Genomic DNA, 16739 nt, shown 5'->3' with positions numbered 1-16739 from the left:
TGAACAGACTCACCACGAATCCGCGCCCGTCGCGGATTTGTCGTGAGCGGAGCCATGATCATGACCAGTCACAGCAAAGACCTGCCCGCGCCACTTGCTCTGTCGCGACAGCCGAAATCCGTTTTCAACCCGGCATGGCAGCGCCGTCTGAAAGGCCTCGCGTTGCCGTTGCTGATCATCGTCGTGCTGGAAATTATCGTACGCATCGGCTGGCTGCCGTCCTACCAGATGCCGGCGCCCAGTGAGATCGCCGTGACGCTTACTGACCTTGCCGAAGGTGCGCTGTGGAAACACATCGGCGCCAGCCTGATTCGTGTGCTGCTGGGTTTCGCCATTGGTGCGAGCCTGGCGCTGGTGTTCGCGGCGTGGGTCGGTTTGAGCCGCGAAGCCGAGGCTTATCTGGAACCGATGTTCGCCGCGTTGCGTTCGATTCCGAGTCTGGCCTGGGTGCCGCTTTTGCTGCTTTGGCTGGGCATCGACGAAACCTCGAAAATCGTCCTGATCGCCATCGGCGCGTTCTTCCCGGTCTACGTCAACGTAGTCGCGGCGATCCGCAATATCGACCGCAAACTGGTGGAAGTCGGGCGCATCTACGGTTTCAGTCGCTTGCAACTGGTGCGGCGGATTCTGTTGCCCGCCGCCCTGCCCGGCCTGTTCACCGGGCTGCGCAGCGGCATGAGTCTGGCGTGGATGTTTCTTGTCGCCGCCGAACTGATCGCCGCAACCAAAGGCCTGGGTTATTTGCTCAGTGACGGCCGCGAAACCTCGCGTCCCGATATCGTGCTGGCGGCGATCATCGTGCTGGCCTTGCTTGGCAAACTCAGCGATGGCTTGCTCGCAGCGCTCGAACGCCGCTGCCTGAACTGGCGCGACACGTTCACCGGTCAAGGCGCCAAGGATTGAATGACTATTAGCATCTAAGCTGAAGGCGTCCAACCGGAGGTTCAGCCATGTGCGGAAGACTCTCGCAGTACCGGGGCATCCATGACTTTGTCGCGGTGCTGAGCATTCCCGACGCACTGATCAATCATGTCGGCGATGCCCCACTGGCGCATTACAACGCGGCCCCGACCACGTCGCTGGCGATTCTTCATCAACACGAACAGCAGATTTACGCCGATACCCTGCGCTGGGGCTGGCGCCCGCATTGGGCCAAGGATCGCGCCGCGCCGATCAATGCGCGGGTCGAGAAAGTCGCCCATGGGCCGTTCTTCCGGGCCATCTGGAAACAGCGCCTGATCGTGCCGGTCGACAACTGGTTTGAGTGGGTCGATGCCGAGGATAAAACCCGACAACCCTGGCTGATTCGTCGGGCGGATCATGGGCCGGTTTTCTGTGCTGCCATCGGGCAATTTCCTACACCAGAAAAACCGGCGCGGGACGACGATGGTTTCGTGATCATCACCGCCGACAGTGCTGGCGGGATGATCGATATCCACGATCGCCGCCCCGTGGTATTCCGCGCTGATTTAGTCCGCGAATGGCTGGATCCGGCGACACCGGCTGAACGCGCCGAGCAAATGTTGCTGTTCGAGGGGGAAAGCAGTGAAGCGTTCGAATGGCACAAAGTCGGCAAAGCGGTGGGTAACGTACGCAATCAGGGGCCCAGCTTGATCATCCAGCAGCCCTAAACATCCCTCAACGTCGTACGTCTATCGAATGTAGGAGCTGCCGAAGGCTGCGATCTTTTGATGTTGATTGTAAAAAACAAGATCAAAAGATCGCAGCCTTCGGCAGCTCCTACACGTGATTCCATATCTTTACAAAGGCTGTTTCATGCTTGAGACAGGCTTTATAAAACAGTCGTTTGAGCGAACTAACCGCTTGTCTGACATTTCGATCGTCATACATACATTTTCCAGCGCTAAAGCTAGCATGCGCGCCGCCTTCCGATTGGTATACCAATTGACCAAAGAGTCAATAAATCAGGAATCCACTAAAACATTTACAAGCCTTGCAGAGAAATAAGTTGCGCGACGATTTTGCAATCAAACAGGTCGGTGGCCTGGAGTGTGTCTATCTGTCGATGACAGAACGCTTTGAACTCGACTGTTTTATCGGCCACTACATCAAGACCCGAAACCTGCGTGATGTCTCGAATATTGATCGCATCCTGCGCACCACCCTCGAAGGGTATCCCGGCCACCCGCCGGTGATGGTCAACGAACTCAATGCCTGGATCGACCGAACCTTGGGCTATCGGGCGTCACACCCCGATTTCACGCAGTTGGAAGATCTGTAAAACCACGAAAAAGCCCCTTGAATCAAGGGGCTTTTTTTTGGATCAAAATTTGCTGTCAGGATCCGACAGATCCCTGCTTTCATCGCGTTTCCACGTTTGTTCCTTGTGCTTCTCGCGCTCGATCTCTTCTTCGGTCGGTTCGTCTGTGTCTTCTTCATCCCGTTGTGGATGTTCTTGCTCAGTCGCCATGCCCACCTCCTGTTACAAGTAAACGGTCATCCTTACAGCGTAGAACAGATTCGCTCAGGCAACTTACAACCACCAACGCAACAAAAAGAAGAACGCCATGCTCAACAACATGCTGAGCAGCGTATTGCGTGTGGCAAGTACAAGGCCAATAGCCACCAATGAACTAAGCAGGTAAGGATTGTCCCACTGCAGATTCAATTGTTTGTCCGGCATGAATACGATTGGCCCGCAGATCGCCGTGAGCATTCCCGGTACGGCAAAACCGAGAAATTGCCGCACGTTACTGCTCAGGCGCACCGGCAAACGCGGCTCGAGAAATACGTAACGGTTGAGGAACACCAGAATCCCCATGCCGAAAATCACTGCCCAAACCATCATGTGCGCTCCCGATACAGCTTGTTGCAGATAAATCCTGCGGTCATCCCCGCCAGTCCCGACAACACCAGCGCCGAGCCCCACTGCCAATAAATGAACAGCACCGAACAGAACAGCGAAACCGCCACGCACACCACCGTCGGCACGTTGCGCACCACCGGTGTGATCAGGGCGATGAAAGTGGCGGCAATCGAGAAGTCCAGGCCCAAATGTTCAAGCCCCGGAATGCTGCTGCCGAGGACGATGCCGGCCAGCGTGAACAGATTCCAGGCGATATAGAACGTCAGGCCCACACCCAACGCGTACCAGCGATTGAACTGCTGGCGTTCGTGTTGACTGGTCAAGGCAAACAGCTCATCGGTGAGCAAAAAACCCAGGCCGATCCGCCAGCGTCCCGGTAACGGCGAAATCACCGAACGCATGCTCATCCCGTAGAGCAAATGCTGTGAGGTCAGCAAAACCGTGGTCAGCAAAATCGAGAAAATCCCCGCGCCGCCCTTGAGCATGCCAATCGCCACCAGTTGCGCGGCACCGGCAAACACAATGCTCGACAAGCCCTGCCCTTGCAGCGGCGTGAGATTGGCTTCAATCGCCATGGAGCCGGCCAGCAGCCCCCAAGGCGCCGTTGCCAGTGATAACGGCATGATCGCCACAGCGCCGCGAAGAAACGCACTGCGCGGTAAAAGTGAGTCAGACATAACGCCCTTCAACCAGAGAAACGGCCGAAGACTGTGCCAGCAAACGCTGCTTTTTGGCTTGAACAATCTTGCGCACTTGTGGGAAATCGGCCCGAGTCAGCCGTTCATCGGCCAACTGCTTGCAACGCCTCAATGCTAGCAACATGCTGGCGCTGGATTTTTCCGTTGAAGACTTTTCCGAGACCGTGCCCGCCATGACCGCCATCGACAGCGACGTGTACAAGACCCTGCTGGAATCGACCAAAGCCATTCCGTGGCGAATCGACTGGGCAACCATGACCTTCAGCTACATCGGCCCGCAGATCGAAACCCTGCTCGGCTGGCAGCAGAACAGTTGGGTCGGGGTCAACGACTGGGTCGAACGCATGCACCCGGACGATCGCGATTACGTGGTGGAATTCTGCGTCTCGCAGTCACGCGCCGGCGTTGATCACGAAGCCGATTACCGTGCGCTGACCAGCACCGGCGAATACGTGTGGATCCGCGATGTCGTGCACGTGGTGCGCAAGGACGGTGAAGTCGAGGCGCTGGTGGGGTTCATGTTCGACATCAGCGAGCGCAAAAAAACCGAAGAACACCTGATCCGCCTGCAAAAGCAGCTGGAAGAATATTCGTTTCAGGACGGGCTCACCGGGATCGCCAATCGGCGCATGTTCGACACCGTGCTTGAGCGCGAGTGGGCCAGCGCGCAACGCAGTGGTTTGCCGCTGTCGTTGCTGATCCTCGATATCGATTATTTCAAGCAGTACAACGACCATTACGGCCACATCAAGGGCGACGAATGCCTGCGTCAGGTCGCGAAGACGTTATCGCTGGCAGCCAATCGGCCACGGGACTTTATTGCGCGGATTGGCGGCGAAGAGTTTGTCTGGTTGCTGCCGGAAACCGATGCGGAGTCGGCGCGCCTGGTGGCGCACAAATGCCTGCACCTGATCCGCCAGCAGCAGATCGCTCATGAGCATTCGGCGGTGTCGCCGCTGGTCACCTTGAGTCTCGGGGTTGGCACCACGCAAGTCGCCGTAGGCGGCGATCCGCTGCACTTCGTCGAACAGGTCGACAAGTTGCTGTATCAGGCCAAACACAACGGACGGATGCGCGCCGAGTTCGCTGATTTTCGCACTGACGTGTAAGCACCCGAGCGGCGTAAGATAACGCCATTCGCAAACACGTCAGGGAGACGACATGCTCTACCGAATCGCAGCCGACGGGCTGGTGCTACTTCATTTGTGCTTTATTTTGTTCGTGCTGTTTGGCGGGTTGCTGGTGCTCAAGTGGCCACGAGTGATGTGGCTGCATTTGCCAGCGGCGGCCTGGGGCGTGGCGGTCGAGGTATTGCACCTGACCTGCCCGCTGACCTACTGGGAAAACCTCATGCGCCACGCTGCCGGGCAGACCGAATACGCCGGCGGTTTTATCGAGCATTACGTCTGGCCAATCATCTACCCGGCCGGCCTCACTCCACAGATTCAACTGGCGCTGGGCAGCGTGGTGCTGGCGGTCAATCTGCTGGTCTACGGTCGCCTGTTCCGCGCATGGAAACTTCGTAGCAAGCAGGCGCTTTAACGCGACGCTTGCTTCAGGTTTTCCAGCCAGGCCGGATCCAGCCACGTCTGCTCGGTATCGAGCCCCAGCGTCTGCATCCGCTCTTTATGCGTTTCGACTTCCCGCCACAGTTGCCCATGATCGCTGGAGTTGCCGTCCAATTCATGCATCTGCGTCAGCCCCAAATGATAGAAGCGCAGCACTTTCATCGCCGTCGGATCGTTCTTCTCCACCGCCGCTGTCACCTGATGCATCACGTTGGTGATGCTCATCAGGCTGCGCTTGAGCCGCCAGCTGTACACCGCTGGGGCCATCCAGCTCTGATTCCAGAAGCGCCCGCGCAACAGGGCCGCCGTCAGCAGAAACGCCAGAAACACCCCGCCCACGTTAAACCGCAGGTTATCGCCGCCGGGCTCACCGAACAGCGCGACTGCCACGCTGGAAAACAACATCGCCAGCACCAGGAACAGCACGGCGATGATGATCGTGCTGCGCCGGGTCTGCTGGCGAAAGGTGGCGGCGTCCATCGGCTGAATCTCGAACATCACAAATGACTTCCTTGAGCGACAAAAGGGGCAAACAAAAAAACTCGCCGGCGCATTATCGCCTCCGCGAGGGATTTAGCTATGCTGGGGCTCCTTTTCATCTTTTCAGCGTCCAACGGGGACATGGCGGTACAGCGCAGATCGTGCCATCTTCATTCATGGATACACACTATTCGGATGCCATCGCCTAGTCTTGAGATGACATCGTTTTAAGGATCATTGCATGACCCAACGACACGTAATCAATGCCTCGGTCAGCCCGAAAGGCAGCCTGGAAACCCTTTCTCAACGTGAAGTTCAGCAACTGAGCGAAGCCGGATCCGGCAGCACCTATACCCTCTTCCGCCAGTGCGCCCTGGCCATCCTCAACACCGGCGCCCATGTCGATAACGCCAAGACCATCCTCGAAGCCTACAAGGACTTCGAAATCCGCATTCACCAACAGGATCGCGGTGTGCGCCTGGAGCTGCTGAACGCTCCGGCCGACGCCTTCGTCGACGGCGAAATGATCGCCAGCACCCGTGAAATGCTCTTCAGCGCCCTGCGCGACATTGTCTACACCGAAAACGAACTCGACAGCCAGCGCATCGACCTGACCACCTCGCAAGGCATCAGCGACTACGTTTTCCACCTGCTGCGCAACGCGCGCACCCTGCGCCCGGGCGTCGAACCGAAAATCGTCGTGTGCTGGGGCGGCCACTCGATCAACACCGAAGAATACAAATACACCAAGAAAGTCGGCCACGAACTGGGCCTGCGCAGCCTCGATATCTGCACCGGTTGCGGCCCCGGCGTGATGAAAGGCCCGATGAAAGGCGCAACCATCGCCCACGCCAAACAGCGTATTCATGGTGGCCGCTACCTCGGCTTGACCGAACCGGGCATCATCGCTGCCGAAGCGCCAAATCCGATCGTTAACGAACTGGTGATCCTGCCGGACATCGAAAAACGTCTGGAAGCGTTCGTCCGTGTTGGCCACGGCATCATCATCTTCCCGGGCGGCGCTGGTACGGCGGAAGAATTCCTCTACCTGCTCGGCATCCTGATGCACCCGGACAACCAAGGCCTGCCGTTCCCGGTGATTCTCACCGGGCCGAAACACGCCGCACCGTATCTGGAGCAGCTCGACGCCTTCGTTATCGCAACCCTTGGCGAAGCGGCCAAGCAGCACTACGAAATCATCATCGACGACCCCGCCGAAGTCGCACGGCAGATGACTCAGGGCCTGAAAGCAGTGAAGCAGTTCCGCCGCGAGCGCAACGACGCGTTCCACTTCAACTGGCTGCTGAAGATTGACGAGGGCTTCCAGCGTCCATTCGATCCGACCCACGAAAACATGGCGAATCTGAAACTGCACCGCGACCAGCCACCGCATGAACTGGCGGCAAACCTGCGTCGGGCGTTCTCGGGGATAGTGGCGGGGAACGTCAAAGACAAGGGCATTCGCTTGATCGAAGAACACGGGCCGTATCAGATCCGTGGTGACGCGGCGATCATGCAACCGCTCGACGCACTGCTCAAAGCCTTCGTCGCCCAGCACCGGATGAAACTGCCGGGCGGCGCGGCGTATGTGCCGTGTTATCGCGTGGTGGCGTAATTCTCCCCGCCACCGCTAAACACATGTAGGAGTGAGCCTGCTCGCGATAGCGGTCGATCATTCAACAACGGTTTTGAAGCGGACGGCCCCTTCGCGAGCAAGCCCGCTCCCACATTTTGCAATGCATTCCAAGTGTGGGAGCGGGCTTGCTCGCGAAGAGGTCAGCGCAAACACCCTCAACCCAACAGCCGTATCGCCAAAGCCTTCGCCTGCAACGCCACATCCGTCACCGCCGTACTCTCCCACCACATCCCCCGCAACGGCGGCCCCATCGCAAACAGTCGGCTGCCCACACGCCCTTCCGCATCCATCACCGCGCCATCCACTGCCGCAATCCCCAACGCCAACGGCCCCGGCTGCACCAATCCACGCGTCAGCAATTGTTGTGGCAACGGACGCGCCACGCGCCGCCAGTCGTATTCGATGCCACTGGAGTTGATCAACGCTGCACCGTGAACCACGAAGGTCTCAACCTCGCCACGGCGTCGGATGCGAATATTCACGCCACCCTCCGTTGTCGGCTCTAGCCCTTTAAACGATGCAGCCTGAATACGCAGCCGCCCTTCACTGTGCAACCGCGCCAGCAATTCAGCACTCAACGGCGGCGAACGATGATGATGACTTTCCCACCATGGCCGCACATGCCGTACGAATTGTCGCCGCTGCACGTCAGTCGCCTGACTCCACAACCGTCCGATATGTGCCCGAACAGTATCGAGCGGCGCCTGCCAGTCGATGCCTTGCGCGATCGCCTCACGACAATGGCGGCGCAACTCGCGCAGCAACTGCCGTGGTGTTCGAATGCTGTGATCCTCGGCGAGAAAATCCACCCACGCTGGCGGTTGCCGGCGTACGTGCGGCAGCAAGCCATGGCGGGAAAACACTTCGATAGGGCCGCGATGACCAGCCTGCTCCAGCGAAACCACCGCATCGACCATGGTCAGGCCAGAGCCAATGATCAGCACGGTGGATTGCGGATCGAGCTGGCGCATGGCCGCGACGCCCCACGGATCCAGCGCAGCGGCGTTGAGCCCACTGGATTCGGTCTGCGGCGTGCGCGCGGCGGGGAACATACCGGTGGCGATGACCGCAGAGGAACCTTGCAGATTCTGCCCAGTGCTCAAAGTGATCTGCACGCAATCTTCGCGCACCTGCAGATCAACAGCTTCTGAGCGTGCATGCTCGACGATCGAACCATATCGAGCGCCGACCGCCCGGGCTTCGGCCAGACGTTGCTGCACGTAAACACCAAACAACCCGCGCGGTGGGAACAGCTCACTGGTTGGCACATGCTGCTCGGCAGACTCAGGCCAGCCGCCCGCCGCGATGTGCTCGGTCAGCCATTGTGTGAGGTCGTCAGGGTTGTCTGGATCAACGCTCATTCGTGCAGCGTTGCCGTTGAGCGTGTGGCCCAATTCGACCGCGCTGTAGGCCTCACCTCGACCGAGTTCGGCGCGGGGTTCGATGATCAGGATTTTTCGCTGGCCCGGTTGCCGCAATAATTGCACTGCCAGCATCGTACCGCTGAGGCCACCGCCGATGATCAGGATGTCTGCGTTGTATTCCATTCAAATCACCACATTGCGCACAAACCGCGCCGGCACATCCCCGTCATTGCGATAGGTATGTGGCTGATTGCTCGCAAACATAAAAAACTCCCCTGTAGCAATATGCTGCGGCACGTCGCCGAGCATCAACGTCAGGCACCCTTCAAACACATAAATCTGCTCACTCCAGCCTTCGGCATCCGGTTGCGACGGATACACCTCGCCCGGCGCCAGGCACCATTCCCATTGCTCGACTTCACGGGTGGCGGTGGCTTTCGACAGCAGCACGGCTTTACTGCCCGGCAGCGTTCCGGCCCACGCCAGTTCGTTGATGCGGCTCGGATCGCGAGCATCCGGCGCTTGAATCAGATCGCTGAATGCCACTTCGAGTGCCGCAGCAACGCGGTCGAGCGTGGTCAGGCTGACGTTCTTTTCCCCGGCCTCGATCGCTACCAGCATCCGTCGACTGACTCCGGATTTCTCGGCCAGCGCCGTCTGGCTCATGTCGGCAGCGTGACGCAGACGTCTCACGTTGTGGCTGACGTGTTGAAGGACGGACGTTCTTGGGGCGGAATCTTTGGGCACTATATTGCTCACTCGGTGAGGTTGGGCAGTATACTGCGCAACGTTGGGCGCATTGTGCGTCCTGCCTTTTATAGTGCGCAAGGTCATGACGTCGTTGAACAGCTCCCCCACTTCCCTCCGTTTCTCCAGATTCAGCAAAGCCGAGTGCGTGCTGGTACTGATTACCATGATCTGGGGCGGCACCTTTTTGCTGGTGCAGCACGCGATGACGGTCAGCGGCCCGATGTTCTTTGTCGGCCTGCGATTTGCTGCAGCGGCGTGCATCGTTGCGTTGTTCTCGTGGCGGCATCTGCGCGACTTGACCCTGTTTGAACTCAAGGCCGGCGCCTTCATTGGCGTGGCGATCATGCTCGGTTACGGCCTGCAAACGGTTGGCTTGCAAACGATCCCGAGCAGCCAGTCGGCGTTCATTACCGCGTTGTACGTGCCGTTCGTGCCGCTGCTGCAATGGCTGGTGCTGGGACGGCGGCCGGGGTTGATGCCGAGCATTGGCATCATGCTGGCGTTTACTGGTTTGATGTTGTTGTCGGGGCCGGCGGGGGCTTCGCTGAATTTCAGTCCGGGCGAAATTGCCACGCTGATCAGCGCCATCGCGATTGCCGCCGAGATTATTTTGATCAGCACCTACGCTGGGCAGGTGGATGTGCGCCGGGTTACGGTGGTGCAACTGGCGACGACGTCGGTGCTGTCGTTCCTGCTGGTGGTGCCCACGGGCGAATTGATTCCGGACTTTTCCTGGACGTTGCTGGTGACCGCGTTGGGTCTGGGCGCTGCGAGTGCGGCGATTCAGGTGGCGATGAACTGGGCGCAGAAGAGCGTTTCGCCGACGCGGGCGACCTTGATCTATGCCGGTGAGCCGGTGTGGGCCGGGATCGTCGGGCGGATTGCTGGCGAGCGGTTGCCGGCGATTGCGCTGGTCGGGGCTGGTTTGATTGTCGCAGCGGTGATTGTCAGTGAGTTGAAGAGCAAGGTTAAGGTCGCAGAAGCCGAAGCTGAGCTGGAGCGGGAAATGCAGGGTTGATCATCAATATTTTTAGCGTCTGACCCTTCACTTTCGCGAGCAAGCCCGCTCCCACATTGGAATGTATTTCAAAATGTGGGAGCGGGCTTGCTCGCGAAAGGGCCAGCAGCCACAACATCCACCCTCCCGAAACAATGCCAAACCGAAATATTCAGACTACTTTGTAGGATTCTGAGACATCCTGGCGTTTGGTGATCGGGGAGCTGGCACGTATGATGCTTCACAAACTTCCGCAGATTAGAAGCCTATGTCCCTGATAGTTCTACTGCTTCTGCCATTCATTGGCAGCTGTCTGGCAGCGGTGCTGCCACACAACGCGCGTAACACCGAATCCCTGTTGGCAGGTCTGGTCGCTCTGATCGGTACCGTCCAGGTCGCGATGCTGTACCCGCAAATCGCCCACGGCGGCGTCATCCGCGAAGAATTCATGTGGCTGCCCAGCCTCGGTCTGAACTTCGTGCTGCGCATGGACGGCTTCGCCTGGCTGTTCTCGATGCTGGTGCTCGGCATCGGCACACTTGTTTCTTTATATGCCCGTTATTACATGTCGCCGGATGACCCGGTGCCGCGTTTCTTCGCGTTTTTCCTGGCATTCATGGGCGCCATGCTCGGCTTGGTGATCTCGGGCAACCTGATCCAGATCGTGTTTTTCTGGGAGCTGACCAGCCTCTTCTCGTTCCTGCTGATCGGCTATTGGCACCACCGCGCCGACGCCCGACGTGGCGCCTACATGGCGTTGATGGTCACCGGTGCCGGCGGGTTATGCCTGCTGGCGGGGGTCATGATTCTCGGCCATGTCGTTGGCAGCTACGACCTCGACAAGGTCCTGGCCGCCGGCGATCTGATTCGCGCACATGCCCTCTACCCTGTCCTTCTGCCCCTCATTCTTATCGGCGCACTCAGCAAAAGTGCGCAGTTCCCGTTCCACTTCTGGCTGCCCCACGCGATGGCGGCGCCGACCCCGGTTTCTGCTTATCTGCACTCGGCGACCATGGTCAAGGCCGGGGTCTTCTTGCTCGCGCGTCTATGGCCGTCGCTGTCCGGCAGCGAAGAATGGTTCTACATCGTCAGCGGCGCCGGCGCGTGTACGCTGCTGCTCGGCGCGTATTGCGCGATGTTCCAGAATGACCTCAAGGGCTTGCTGGCCTACTCGACCATCAGCCACCTCGGTCTGATCACCTTGCTGCTGGGCTTGAACAGTCCGCTGGCCGCCGTTGCGGCGGTGTTTCACATCCTCAATCACGCAACGTTCAAGGCCTCGCTGTTCATGGCCGCGGGCATCATTGACCACGAGAGCGGCACCCGTGACATCCGCAAACTCAGCGGCCTGATCAAACTGATTCCCTACACCGCGACCCTGGCCATGGTTGCCAGCGCCTCGATGGCAGGCGTGCCATTGCTCAACGGTTTCCTGTCGAAAGAGATGTTCTTCGCCGAAACCGTGTTCATCAACGCCACGGCCTGGGTAGAAATGTCGTTGCCGATTGTCGCGACCATCGCCGGCATGTTCAGCGTCGCTTACTCACTGCGCTTCACCGTTGATGTGTTCTTCGGCCCGCCGGCCACCGACCTGCCGCACACCCCGCACGAACCGCCGCGCTGGATGCGCGCGCCGGTTGAATTGCTGGTGTTCACTTGCCTGCTGGTGGGGATTTTCCCGGCGCAAATCGTCGGCCCGCTCCTCGCCGCTGCGGCGCTGCCCGTGGTCGGCGGCGTGCTGCCGGAATACAGCCTGGCGATCTGGCATGGCCTGAATGCACCGATGATCATGAGCCTGATCGCCATGTCCGGCGGCATCGTTCTGTACCTGCTGCTGCGCAACCAGTTCAAACTCGGCCGATTCAAATACCCGCCACTGGTGGGACGCTTCAACGGCAAGCGCCTGTTCGAACGCAGCCTGGTAGTGATGATGCGCATGGCTCGTCGCGTCGAGCGGCGTCTGGGCACCAAGCGTCTGCAGATGCAATTGTTCCTGATGGTGCTGGCCGCGGTGCTCGCCGGTCTGATCCCGATGCTGCACAGCACGCTGAGCTGGGGCGACCGGCCGAAGATCCCCGGCTCGATCGTCTTCGTGACCCTGTGGCTGCTGGCGATCGCCTGTGCCCTCGGTGCCGCTTGGCAGGCCAAATATCACCGTCTCGCCGCACTGACCATGGTCAGCGTTTGCGGCCTGATGACCTGTGTGACCTTCGTCTGGTTCTCCGCGCCGGATCTGGCGCTGACGCAACTGGCTGTTGAAGTGGTCACCACGGTGCTGATCCTGCTCGGCCTGCGCTGGCTGCCACGACGGATCGAAGAGGTTTCGCCGTTGCCGAGCACCCTGCGCAAGGCCCGCATTCGTCGTCTGCGCGACTTGTTGCTATCGATTGCCGTCGGCGGCGGCATGGCGCTGCTGTCCTACGCGATGCTCACGCGGCAGACGCCGAACGACATTTCCTCGTTCTACCTCAGCCGCGCCATGCCCGAGGGCGGTGGCAGCAACGTGGTCAACGTGATGCTGGTGGATTTCCGTGGTTTCGACACCCTCGGTGAAATCACCGTGCTGGTCGCCGTGGCGCTGACCGTGTTCGCCCTGCTGCGCCGTTTCCGCCCACCGAAAGAAAGCATGCAGTTGCCGGCTCAGCAACGCCTGCTGGCACCCGACGTGGTCACCGATCTGGTCAACCCGCGCTCGGCCAGCGACACCGCGCTCGGTTTCATGATGGTGCCGGCGGTGCTGGTACGCCTGCTGCTGCCGATTGCGCTGGTGGTGTCGTTCTACCTGTTCATGCGCGGGCACAATCAGCCGGGCGGCGGTTTTGTCGCCGGTCTGGTGATGTCGGTGGCGTTCATCCTGCAATACATGGTCGCCGGCACGCAGTGGGTCGAGGCGCAAATGAGCCTGCGACCGTTGCGCTGGATGGGCACCGGATTGCTGTTCGCCACCGTCACCGGTTTGGGGGCGATGCTGGTCGGCTATCCGTTCCTCACCACGCACACCTGGCATTTCAGCTTGCCGGTGCTGGGTGACATCCATATCGCCAGCGCGCTGTTCTTCGACGTCGGCGTATACGGCGTAGTAGTGGGTTCAACGCTGTTGATCCTCACCGCCCTCGCCCACCAATCGGTGCGGGGTCACAAGACCGCATCGCTGCCCAAGTCCGTCGCCAGCAAAGGAGCCGTCTGATGGAAGAAGTCATCGCAATCGCCATCGGCGTCCTCGCGGCGTCCGGCGTCTGGTTGATCCTGCGGCCACGGACGTTCCAGGTGGTCATGGGCCTGTGCCTGCTGTCCTACGGCGTCAACCTGTTCATCTTCAGCATGGGCAGCCTGTTTATCGGCAAGGAGCCGGTGATCAAGGACGGCGTGACTCAGGACTTGCTGCACTACACCGACCCGCTGCCACAGGCGCTGGTGCTGACCGCAATCGTTATCAGCTTTGCCATGACCGCGCTGTTCCTCGTCGTTCTGCTCGCTTCGCGCGGCCTGACCGGCACCGACCACGTCGATGGCCGGGAGCCTAAAGAATGATGGCGATGACTCACCTGATCGCCGCACCGATTCTGCTGCCGCTGCTGACAGCCGCCATCATGTTGATGCTCGGCGAACGGCACCGGCCGCTGAAGGCGAAAATCAACCTGTTCTCCAGCCTCGTCGGTTTGTTCATTTCGGTGATGCTGCTGCAATGGACACAAACCACCGGCGTGCCCGGCTCCATCGGTGTGTACTTGCCGGGCAACTGGCAGGCACCGTTCGGCATTGTTCTGGTAGTCGATCGACTGTCGGCGCTGATGTTGGTGCTGACCGGGATTATCGGCGTCAGCGCCCTGCTCTTCGCGATGGCGCGTTGGGACGGCGCCGGTTCCAGTTTCCACGCGCTGTTCCAGATTCAGTTGATGGGCCTGTACGGCGCGTTCCTCACGGCGGATCTGTTCAACCTCTTCGTGTTCTTCGAAGTCTTGCTCGCCGCGTCTTATGGCCTGTTGCTGCACGGCTCGGGTCGGGCGCGGGTGTCGTCAGGGCTGCATTACATCTCGATCAACCTGCTGGCCTCGTCGCTGTTCCTGATCGGCGCGGCGCTGATTTACGGCGTCACCGGCACGCTGAACATGGCGGATCTGGCGCTGAAAATTCCGCTGGTGCCGGAAGCCGACCGTGGCTTGCTGCATGCGGGCGCGGGCATTCTCGCTGTCGCGTTTCTGGCCAAGGCCGGCATGTGGCCGCTGAACTTCTGGCTGGTGCCGGCCTATTCCTCGGCCAGTGCGCCGGTCGCGGCGATGTTCGCGATCATGACCAAGGTCGGCGTCTACACCCTGCTGCGTTTGTGGACGCTGCTGTTCTCCGGGCAGGCCGGCGCTTCGGCGTACTTCGGCGGCGAATGGCTGATCTACGGCGGCATGGTGACCATCGCCTGCGCCGCGCTGGCGATTGTCGCGGCGCAACGTCTGGAGCGTATGGCCAGCCTGAGCATTCTGGTGTCGGCCGGGATTCTGCTGTCGGCGGTCGGTTTCGCTCAGCCGAACCTGATCGGCGCGGCGCTGTTTTATCTGGTCAGCTCGACGCTGGCCTTGAGCGCACTGTTCATGCTGGCAGAGTTGATCGAACGTTCGCGCTCGGCCAACGAAATCCCGCTGGAAGACGAAAGCGACATGCTGCCGCGCCCGCAAGAATCCTTGCAACCGCCCAAAGGCATCAACCTCGACGACGAACAAAAAGCCGTGGTCGGCCAGGTCATCCCGTGGACGATGGCGTTTCTCGGTTTGAGCTTCATCGCCTGCGCCCTGCTGATCATCGGCATGCCGCCACTGTCCGGATTCATCGGCAAACTCAACCTGATAAGCGCCCTGCTCAATCCCTTGGGACTGGGTGCCGGGGAGCCGATTTCGATGGCCGCATGGGCATTGCTGGCATTGCTGATTCTTTCTGGGCTGGGCTCGTTGATGGCGTTCTCGCGCCTCGGTATCCAGCGTTTCTGGACGCCTGAGGAACGACCTTCGCCGTTGCTGCGCAAACTCGAATGCGCGCCGATTTTCCTGCTGCTGGGTTTGAGCATCGTCCTCACCTTCAAGGCTGAGCCGCTGATGCGCTTCACCCAGGCCACCGCCGATGCGCTGAACAATCCGCAGCAGTACGTGATGGCGGTGCTGGGCACCCGCGCCGTACCAAGTCCGGAAGCCAAAGCGGCCATGCTGGAGGTGCAGCCATGAAGCGTATCTTTCCTGCACCGTTGCTGTCGCTGGCGCTGTGGCTGCTGTGGCTGGTGCTGAACCTGTCGGTCAGCCCGGGCAATCTGCTGATCGGTGCGATCCTCGGTTTTTGCGCACCGCTGATGATGCGCAAATTACGGCCAAAGCAGGTGCGCATTCGTCGTCCGCTGACAATTCTGCGCCTGCTATTGGTGGTAGGACGCGACGTGGTGGCTTCCAACCTGATCGTGGCCTGGGGCGTACTCAATGCCGGGCACCGCCCGCCTCGCTCCGGGTTTATCAAAGTGCCGCTGGATCTGCGCGACGCCAACGGTCTGGCTGCGCTCGCGGCAATCTGCACCGTGGTGCCCGGCACGGTGTGGTCGGAACTGGCGCTGGATCGCAGCATTTTGTTGCTGCACGTTTGGGATCTGGACGATGAGGCGCACTTCATCGAGCACTTCAAAACCACGTACGAGCGGCCGTTGATGGAGATCTTCGAATGAGCCCATTACTGTCGAACGCGATTTTGTTGACGCTGTTCCTGTTTTCGCTGGCCATGGTGCTGACGCTGATTCGCCTGTTCAAGGGCCCCTCGGCGCAGGATCGGGTACTGGCGCTGGATTATCTGTACATCGTCGCGATGCTGATGATGCTGACGCTGGGCATTCGCTATTCCAGTGACACGTATTTCGAAGCGGCGCTGCTGATCGCGCTGTTCGGCTTCGTCGGCTCGTTTGCCCTGGCGAAATTCCTGCTGCGTGGCGAGGTGATCGAATGAATGCTGAATTGTCTCTGTGGGTCGAGATTCCGGTGGCGATCCTGTTGGTGCTCAGCGGTGTGTTTGCGCTAATTGGTGCGACCGGATTGCTGCGGATGAAGGATTATTTTCAGCGCATGCACCCGCCGGCACTGGCTTCGACATTGGGCGCTTGGTGTGTGGCGCTGGCATCAATCATTTGCTTCTCGGCGCTGAAATCGGGGCCGGTGCTGCACGCGTGGTTGATTCCGATTTTGCTGGCGATCACGGTGCCGGTGACCACGTTGCTGCTGGCGCGGGCGGCGTTGTTTCGCAAGCGTATGGCGGGGGATGATGTGCCAGCTGAGGTGAGTAGTCGGCGGACTGAGGGTGGTAGCTGAGTTTTTTGTTGCCTGCAATAAAGCCATCGCGAGCAGGCTCACTCCTACAGGGGAACGCGTTCCAAATGTGGGAGCGGGCTTGCTCGCGAAGGC

The 16739-nt window shown here is 59.8% G+C and carries 19 protein-coding genes; 13 read left to right on the top strand and 6 right to left on the bottom strand.

Annotated features, from left to right (window positions below):
* The first annotated feature begins 60 nt into the window (after window positions 1-60).
* From ACZZ0D_RS08090 to ACZZ0D_RS08080, 3 genes are all read left to right on the top strand, one after another.
* Window positions 61-903 carry an ABC transporter permease gene (locus ACZZ0D_RS08090; RefSeq protein WP_463552877.1) on the top strand — a complete coding sequence of 281 codons (843 nt, stop codon included), beginning with the start codon at window positions 61-63 and terminating at the stop codon, window positions 901-903.
* A 47-nt stretch (window positions 904-950) separates the two neighbouring features.
* A complete protein-coding gene (locus tag ACZZ0D_RS08085; protein WP_463552876.1) occupies window positions 951-1631 on the top strand; it encodes an SOS response-associated peptidase in 681 nt (226 codons plus the stop codon).
* Window positions 1632-1969: 338 nt separating this feature from the next.
* Complete coding sequence (locus tag ACZZ0D_RS08080; protein WP_463552875.1) at window positions 1970-2242, top strand: hypothetical protein; 273 nt, start codon at window positions 1970-1972, stop codon at window positions 2240-2242.
* A 42-nt stretch (window positions 2243-2284) separates the two neighbouring features.
* Here the strand turns inward: ACZZ0D_RS08080 and ACZZ0D_RS08075 are convergent, their stop codons facing one another.
* The 3 genes from ACZZ0D_RS08075 to ACZZ0D_RS08065 all read right to left on the bottom strand — a co-directional run bounded on the left by ACZZ0D_RS08075 (window position 2285) and on the right by ACZZ0D_RS08065 (window position 3504).
* The gene (locus ACZZ0D_RS08075) at window positions 2285-2431 is read right to left on the bottom strand and encodes a hypothetical protein (RefSeq protein ID WP_463552874.1); all 147 of its coding nucleotides are present in this window, start codon (window positions 2429-2431) and stop codon (window positions 2285-2287) included.
* A gap of 63 nt (window positions 2432-2494) precedes the next feature.
* Entirely contained in the window at window positions 2495-2806 is a 312-nt protein-coding gene (locus ACZZ0D_RS08070; protein ID WP_463401462.1) for an AzlD domain-containing protein, read from the bottom strand.
* Complete coding sequence (locus ACZZ0D_RS08065; RefSeq protein WP_463552873.1) at window positions 2806-3504, bottom strand: AzlC family ABC transporter permease; 699 nt, start codon at window positions 3502-3504, stop codon at window positions 2806-2808. The genes ACZZ0D_RS08070 and ACZZ0D_RS08065 overlap by 1 nt, the downstream gene beginning before the upstream one ends.
* Window positions 3505-3698: 194 nt before the next feature.
* Here ACZZ0D_RS08065 and ACZZ0D_RS08060 point away from each other — a divergent pair, with 194 nt between their 5' ends.
* Both ACZZ0D_RS08060 and ACZZ0D_RS08055 read left to right on the top strand, forming a co-directional pair.
* Window positions 3699-4634: a GGDEF domain-containing protein gene (locus tag ACZZ0D_RS08060; protein WP_463554774.1), complete on the top strand. Its 936-nt coding sequence runs from the start codon at window positions 3699-3701 to the stop codon at window positions 4632-4634.
* Window positions 4635-4686: 52 nt separating this feature from the next.
* Window positions 4687-5067: a DUF2784 domain-containing protein gene (locus ACZZ0D_RS08055; RefSeq protein ID WP_463552872.1), complete on the top strand. Its 381-nt coding sequence runs from the start codon at window positions 4687-4689 to the stop codon at window positions 5065-5067.
* On the opposite strand, the gene ACZZ0D_RS08050 is transcribed toward ACZZ0D_RS08055, so the two are convergent.
* The gene (locus ACZZ0D_RS08050; protein WP_463552871.1) at window positions 5064-5591 is read right to left on the bottom strand and encodes a DUF3087 family protein; all 528 of its coding nucleotides are present in this window, start codon (window positions 5589-5591) and stop codon (window positions 5064-5066) included. The two genes, ACZZ0D_RS08055 and ACZZ0D_RS08050, sit on opposite strands and share 4 nt — an antisense overlap.
* A 223-nt stretch (window positions 5592-5814) precedes the next feature.
* Between ACZZ0D_RS08050 and ppnN the strand changes: the two genes are divergently transcribed.
* The gene (gene ppnN / locus ACZZ0D_RS08045; RefSeq protein WP_053121310.1) at window positions 5815-7188 is read left to right on the top strand and encodes a nucleotide 5'-monophosphate nucleosidase PpnN; all 1374 of its coding nucleotides are present in this window, start codon (window positions 5815-5817) and stop codon (window positions 7186-7188) included.
* A gap of 176 nt (window positions 7189-7364) precedes the next feature.
* On the opposite strand, the gene ACZZ0D_RS08040 is transcribed toward ppnN, so the two are convergent.
* Together ACZZ0D_RS08040 and ACZZ0D_RS08035 are read right to left on the bottom strand one after the other, a co-directional pair.
* Window positions 7365-8756: an FAD/NAD(P)-binding protein gene (locus tag ACZZ0D_RS08040; RefSeq protein ID WP_463552870.1), complete on the bottom strand. Its 1392-nt coding sequence runs from the start codon at window positions 8754-8756 to the stop codon at window positions 7365-7367.
* A complete protein-coding gene (locus tag ACZZ0D_RS08035) occupies window positions 8757-9320 on the bottom strand; it encodes a helix-turn-helix domain-containing protein (RefSeq protein WP_463552869.1) in 564 nt (187 codons plus the stop codon).
* An 85-nt stretch (window positions 9321-9405) separates the two neighbouring features.
* Here ACZZ0D_RS08035 and ACZZ0D_RS08030 point away from each other — a divergent pair, with 85 nt between their 5' ends.
* From ACZZ0D_RS08030 to ACZZ0D_RS08000, 7 genes are all read left to right on the top strand, one after another.
* Complete coding sequence (locus ACZZ0D_RS08030; protein ID WP_463552868.1) at window positions 9406-10341, top strand: DMT family transporter; 936 nt, start codon at window positions 9406-9408, stop codon at window positions 10339-10341.
* A 247-nt stretch (window positions 10342-10588) separates the two neighbouring features.
* Complete coding sequence (locus ACZZ0D_RS08025) at window positions 10589-13507, top strand: monovalent cation/H+ antiporter subunit A (protein WP_463552867.1); 2919 nt, start codon at window positions 10589-10591, stop codon at window positions 13505-13507.
* On the top strand, window positions 13507-13851 hold the full coding sequence (locus tag ACZZ0D_RS08020; RefSeq protein WP_007910763.1) for a Na+/H+ antiporter subunit C: 345 nt from the start codon (window positions 13507-13509) through the stop codon (window positions 13849-13851). Before ACZZ0D_RS08025 ends, ACZZ0D_RS08020 begins: the two co-directional genes overlap by 1 nt.
* Window positions 13848-15527 (top strand): monovalent cation/H+ antiporter subunit D, encoded by a 1680-nt coding sequence (locus tag ACZZ0D_RS08015; protein WP_053121321.1) that lies wholly within the window; start codon window positions 13848-13850, stop codon window positions 15525-15527. The genes ACZZ0D_RS08020 and ACZZ0D_RS08015 overlap by 4 nt, the downstream gene beginning before the upstream one ends.
* Window positions 15524-16012: a Na+/H+ antiporter subunit E gene (locus ACZZ0D_RS08010; protein WP_463552866.1), complete on the top strand. Its 489-nt coding sequence runs from the start codon at window positions 15524-15526 to the stop codon at window positions 16010-16012. The genes ACZZ0D_RS08015 and ACZZ0D_RS08010 overlap by 4 nt, the downstream gene beginning before the upstream one ends.
* On the top strand, window positions 16009-16287 hold the full coding sequence (locus tag ACZZ0D_RS08005; protein ID WP_003225959.1) for a K+/H+ antiporter subunit F: 279 nt from the start codon (window positions 16009-16011) through the stop codon (window positions 16285-16287). The genes ACZZ0D_RS08010 and ACZZ0D_RS08005 overlap by 4 nt, the downstream gene beginning before the upstream one ends.
* Window positions 16284-16646 carry a Na+/H+ antiporter subunit G gene (locus tag ACZZ0D_RS08000; RefSeq protein ID WP_053121325.1) on the top strand — a complete coding sequence of 121 codons (363 nt, stop codon included), beginning with the start codon at window positions 16284-16286 and terminating at the stop codon, window positions 16644-16646. Before ACZZ0D_RS08005 ends, ACZZ0D_RS08000 begins: the two co-directional genes overlap by 4 nt.
* Window positions 16647-16739 lie beyond the last annotated feature (93 nt).

This window comes from Pseudomonas sp. AC193 (genome assembly GCF_979258075.1).
This window is presented reverse-complemented; position numbering and strand designations above follow the sequence as displayed.

What these genes read in the sequence shown, in the direction of transcription:
- ACZZ0D_RS08090 (WP_463552877.1), top strand. Translation starts at nt 61, where the DNA reads ATGACCAGTCACAGCAAAGACCTGCCCGCGCCACTTGCTCTGTCGCGA.
- ACZZ0D_RS08085 (WP_463552876.1), top strand. Translation starts at nt 951, where the DNA reads ATGTGCGGAAGACTCTCGCAGTACCGGGGCATCCATGACTTTGTCGCG.
- ACZZ0D_RS08075 (WP_463552874.1), bottom strand. Translation starts at nt 2,431, where the DNA reads ATGGCGACTGAGCAAGAACATCCACAACGGGATGAAGAAGACACAGAC.
- ACZZ0D_RS08070 (WP_463401462.1), bottom strand. Translation starts at nt 2,806, where the DNA reads ATGGTTTGGGCAGTGATTTTCGGCATGGGGATTCTGGTGTTCCTCAAC.
- ACZZ0D_RS08065 (WP_463552873.1), bottom strand. Translation starts at nt 3,504, where the DNA reads ATGTCTGACTCACTTTTACCGCGCAGTGCGTTTCTTCGCGGCGCTGTG.
- ACZZ0D_RS08060 (WP_463554774.1), top strand. Translation starts at nt 3,699, where the DNA reads ATGACCGCCATCGACAGCGACGTGTACAAGACCCTGCTGGAATCGACC.
- ACZZ0D_RS08055 (WP_463552872.1), top strand. Translation starts at nt 4,687, where the DNA reads ATGCTCTACCGAATCGCAGCCGACGGGCTGGTGCTACTTCATTTGTGC.
- ACZZ0D_RS08050 (WP_463552871.1), bottom strand. Translation starts at nt 5,591, where the DNA reads ATGTTCGAGATTCAGCCGATGGACGCCGCCACCTTTCGCCAGCAGACC.
- ppnN (WP_053121310.1), top strand. Translation starts at nt 5,815, where the DNA reads ATGACCCAACGACACGTAATCAATGCCTCGGTCAGCCCGAAAGGCAGC.
- ACZZ0D_RS08040 (WP_463552870.1), bottom strand. Translation starts at nt 8,756, where the DNA reads ATGGAATACAACGCAGACATCCTGATCATCGGCGGTGGCCTCAGCGGT.
- ACZZ0D_RS08030 (WP_463552868.1), top strand. Translation starts at nt 9,406, where the DNA reads ATGACGTCGTTGAACAGCTCCCCCACTTCCCTCCGTTTCTCCAGATTC.
- ACZZ0D_RS08025 (WP_463552867.1), top strand. Translation starts at nt 10,589, where the DNA reads ATGTCCCTGATAGTTCTACTGCTTCTGCCATTCATTGGCAGCTGTCTG.
- ACZZ0D_RS08020 (WP_007910763.1), top strand. Translation starts at nt 13,507, where the DNA reads ATGGAAGAAGTCATCGCAATCGCCATCGGCGTCCTCGCGGCGTCCGGC.
- ACZZ0D_RS08015 (WP_053121321.1), top strand. Translation starts at nt 13,848, where the DNA reads ATGATGGCGATGACTCACCTGATCGCCGCACCGATTCTGCTGCCGCTG.
- ACZZ0D_RS08010 (WP_463552866.1), top strand. Translation starts at nt 15,524, where the DNA reads ATGAAGCGTATCTTTCCTGCACCGTTGCTGTCGCTGGCGCTGTGGCTG.
- ACZZ0D_RS08005 (WP_003225959.1), top strand. Translation starts at nt 16,009, where the DNA reads ATGAGCCCATTACTGTCGAACGCGATTTTGTTGACGCTGTTCCTGTTT.
- ACZZ0D_RS08000 (WP_053121325.1), top strand. Translation starts at nt 16,284, where the DNA reads ATGAATGCTGAATTGTCTCTGTGGGTCGAGATTCCGGTGGCGATCCTG.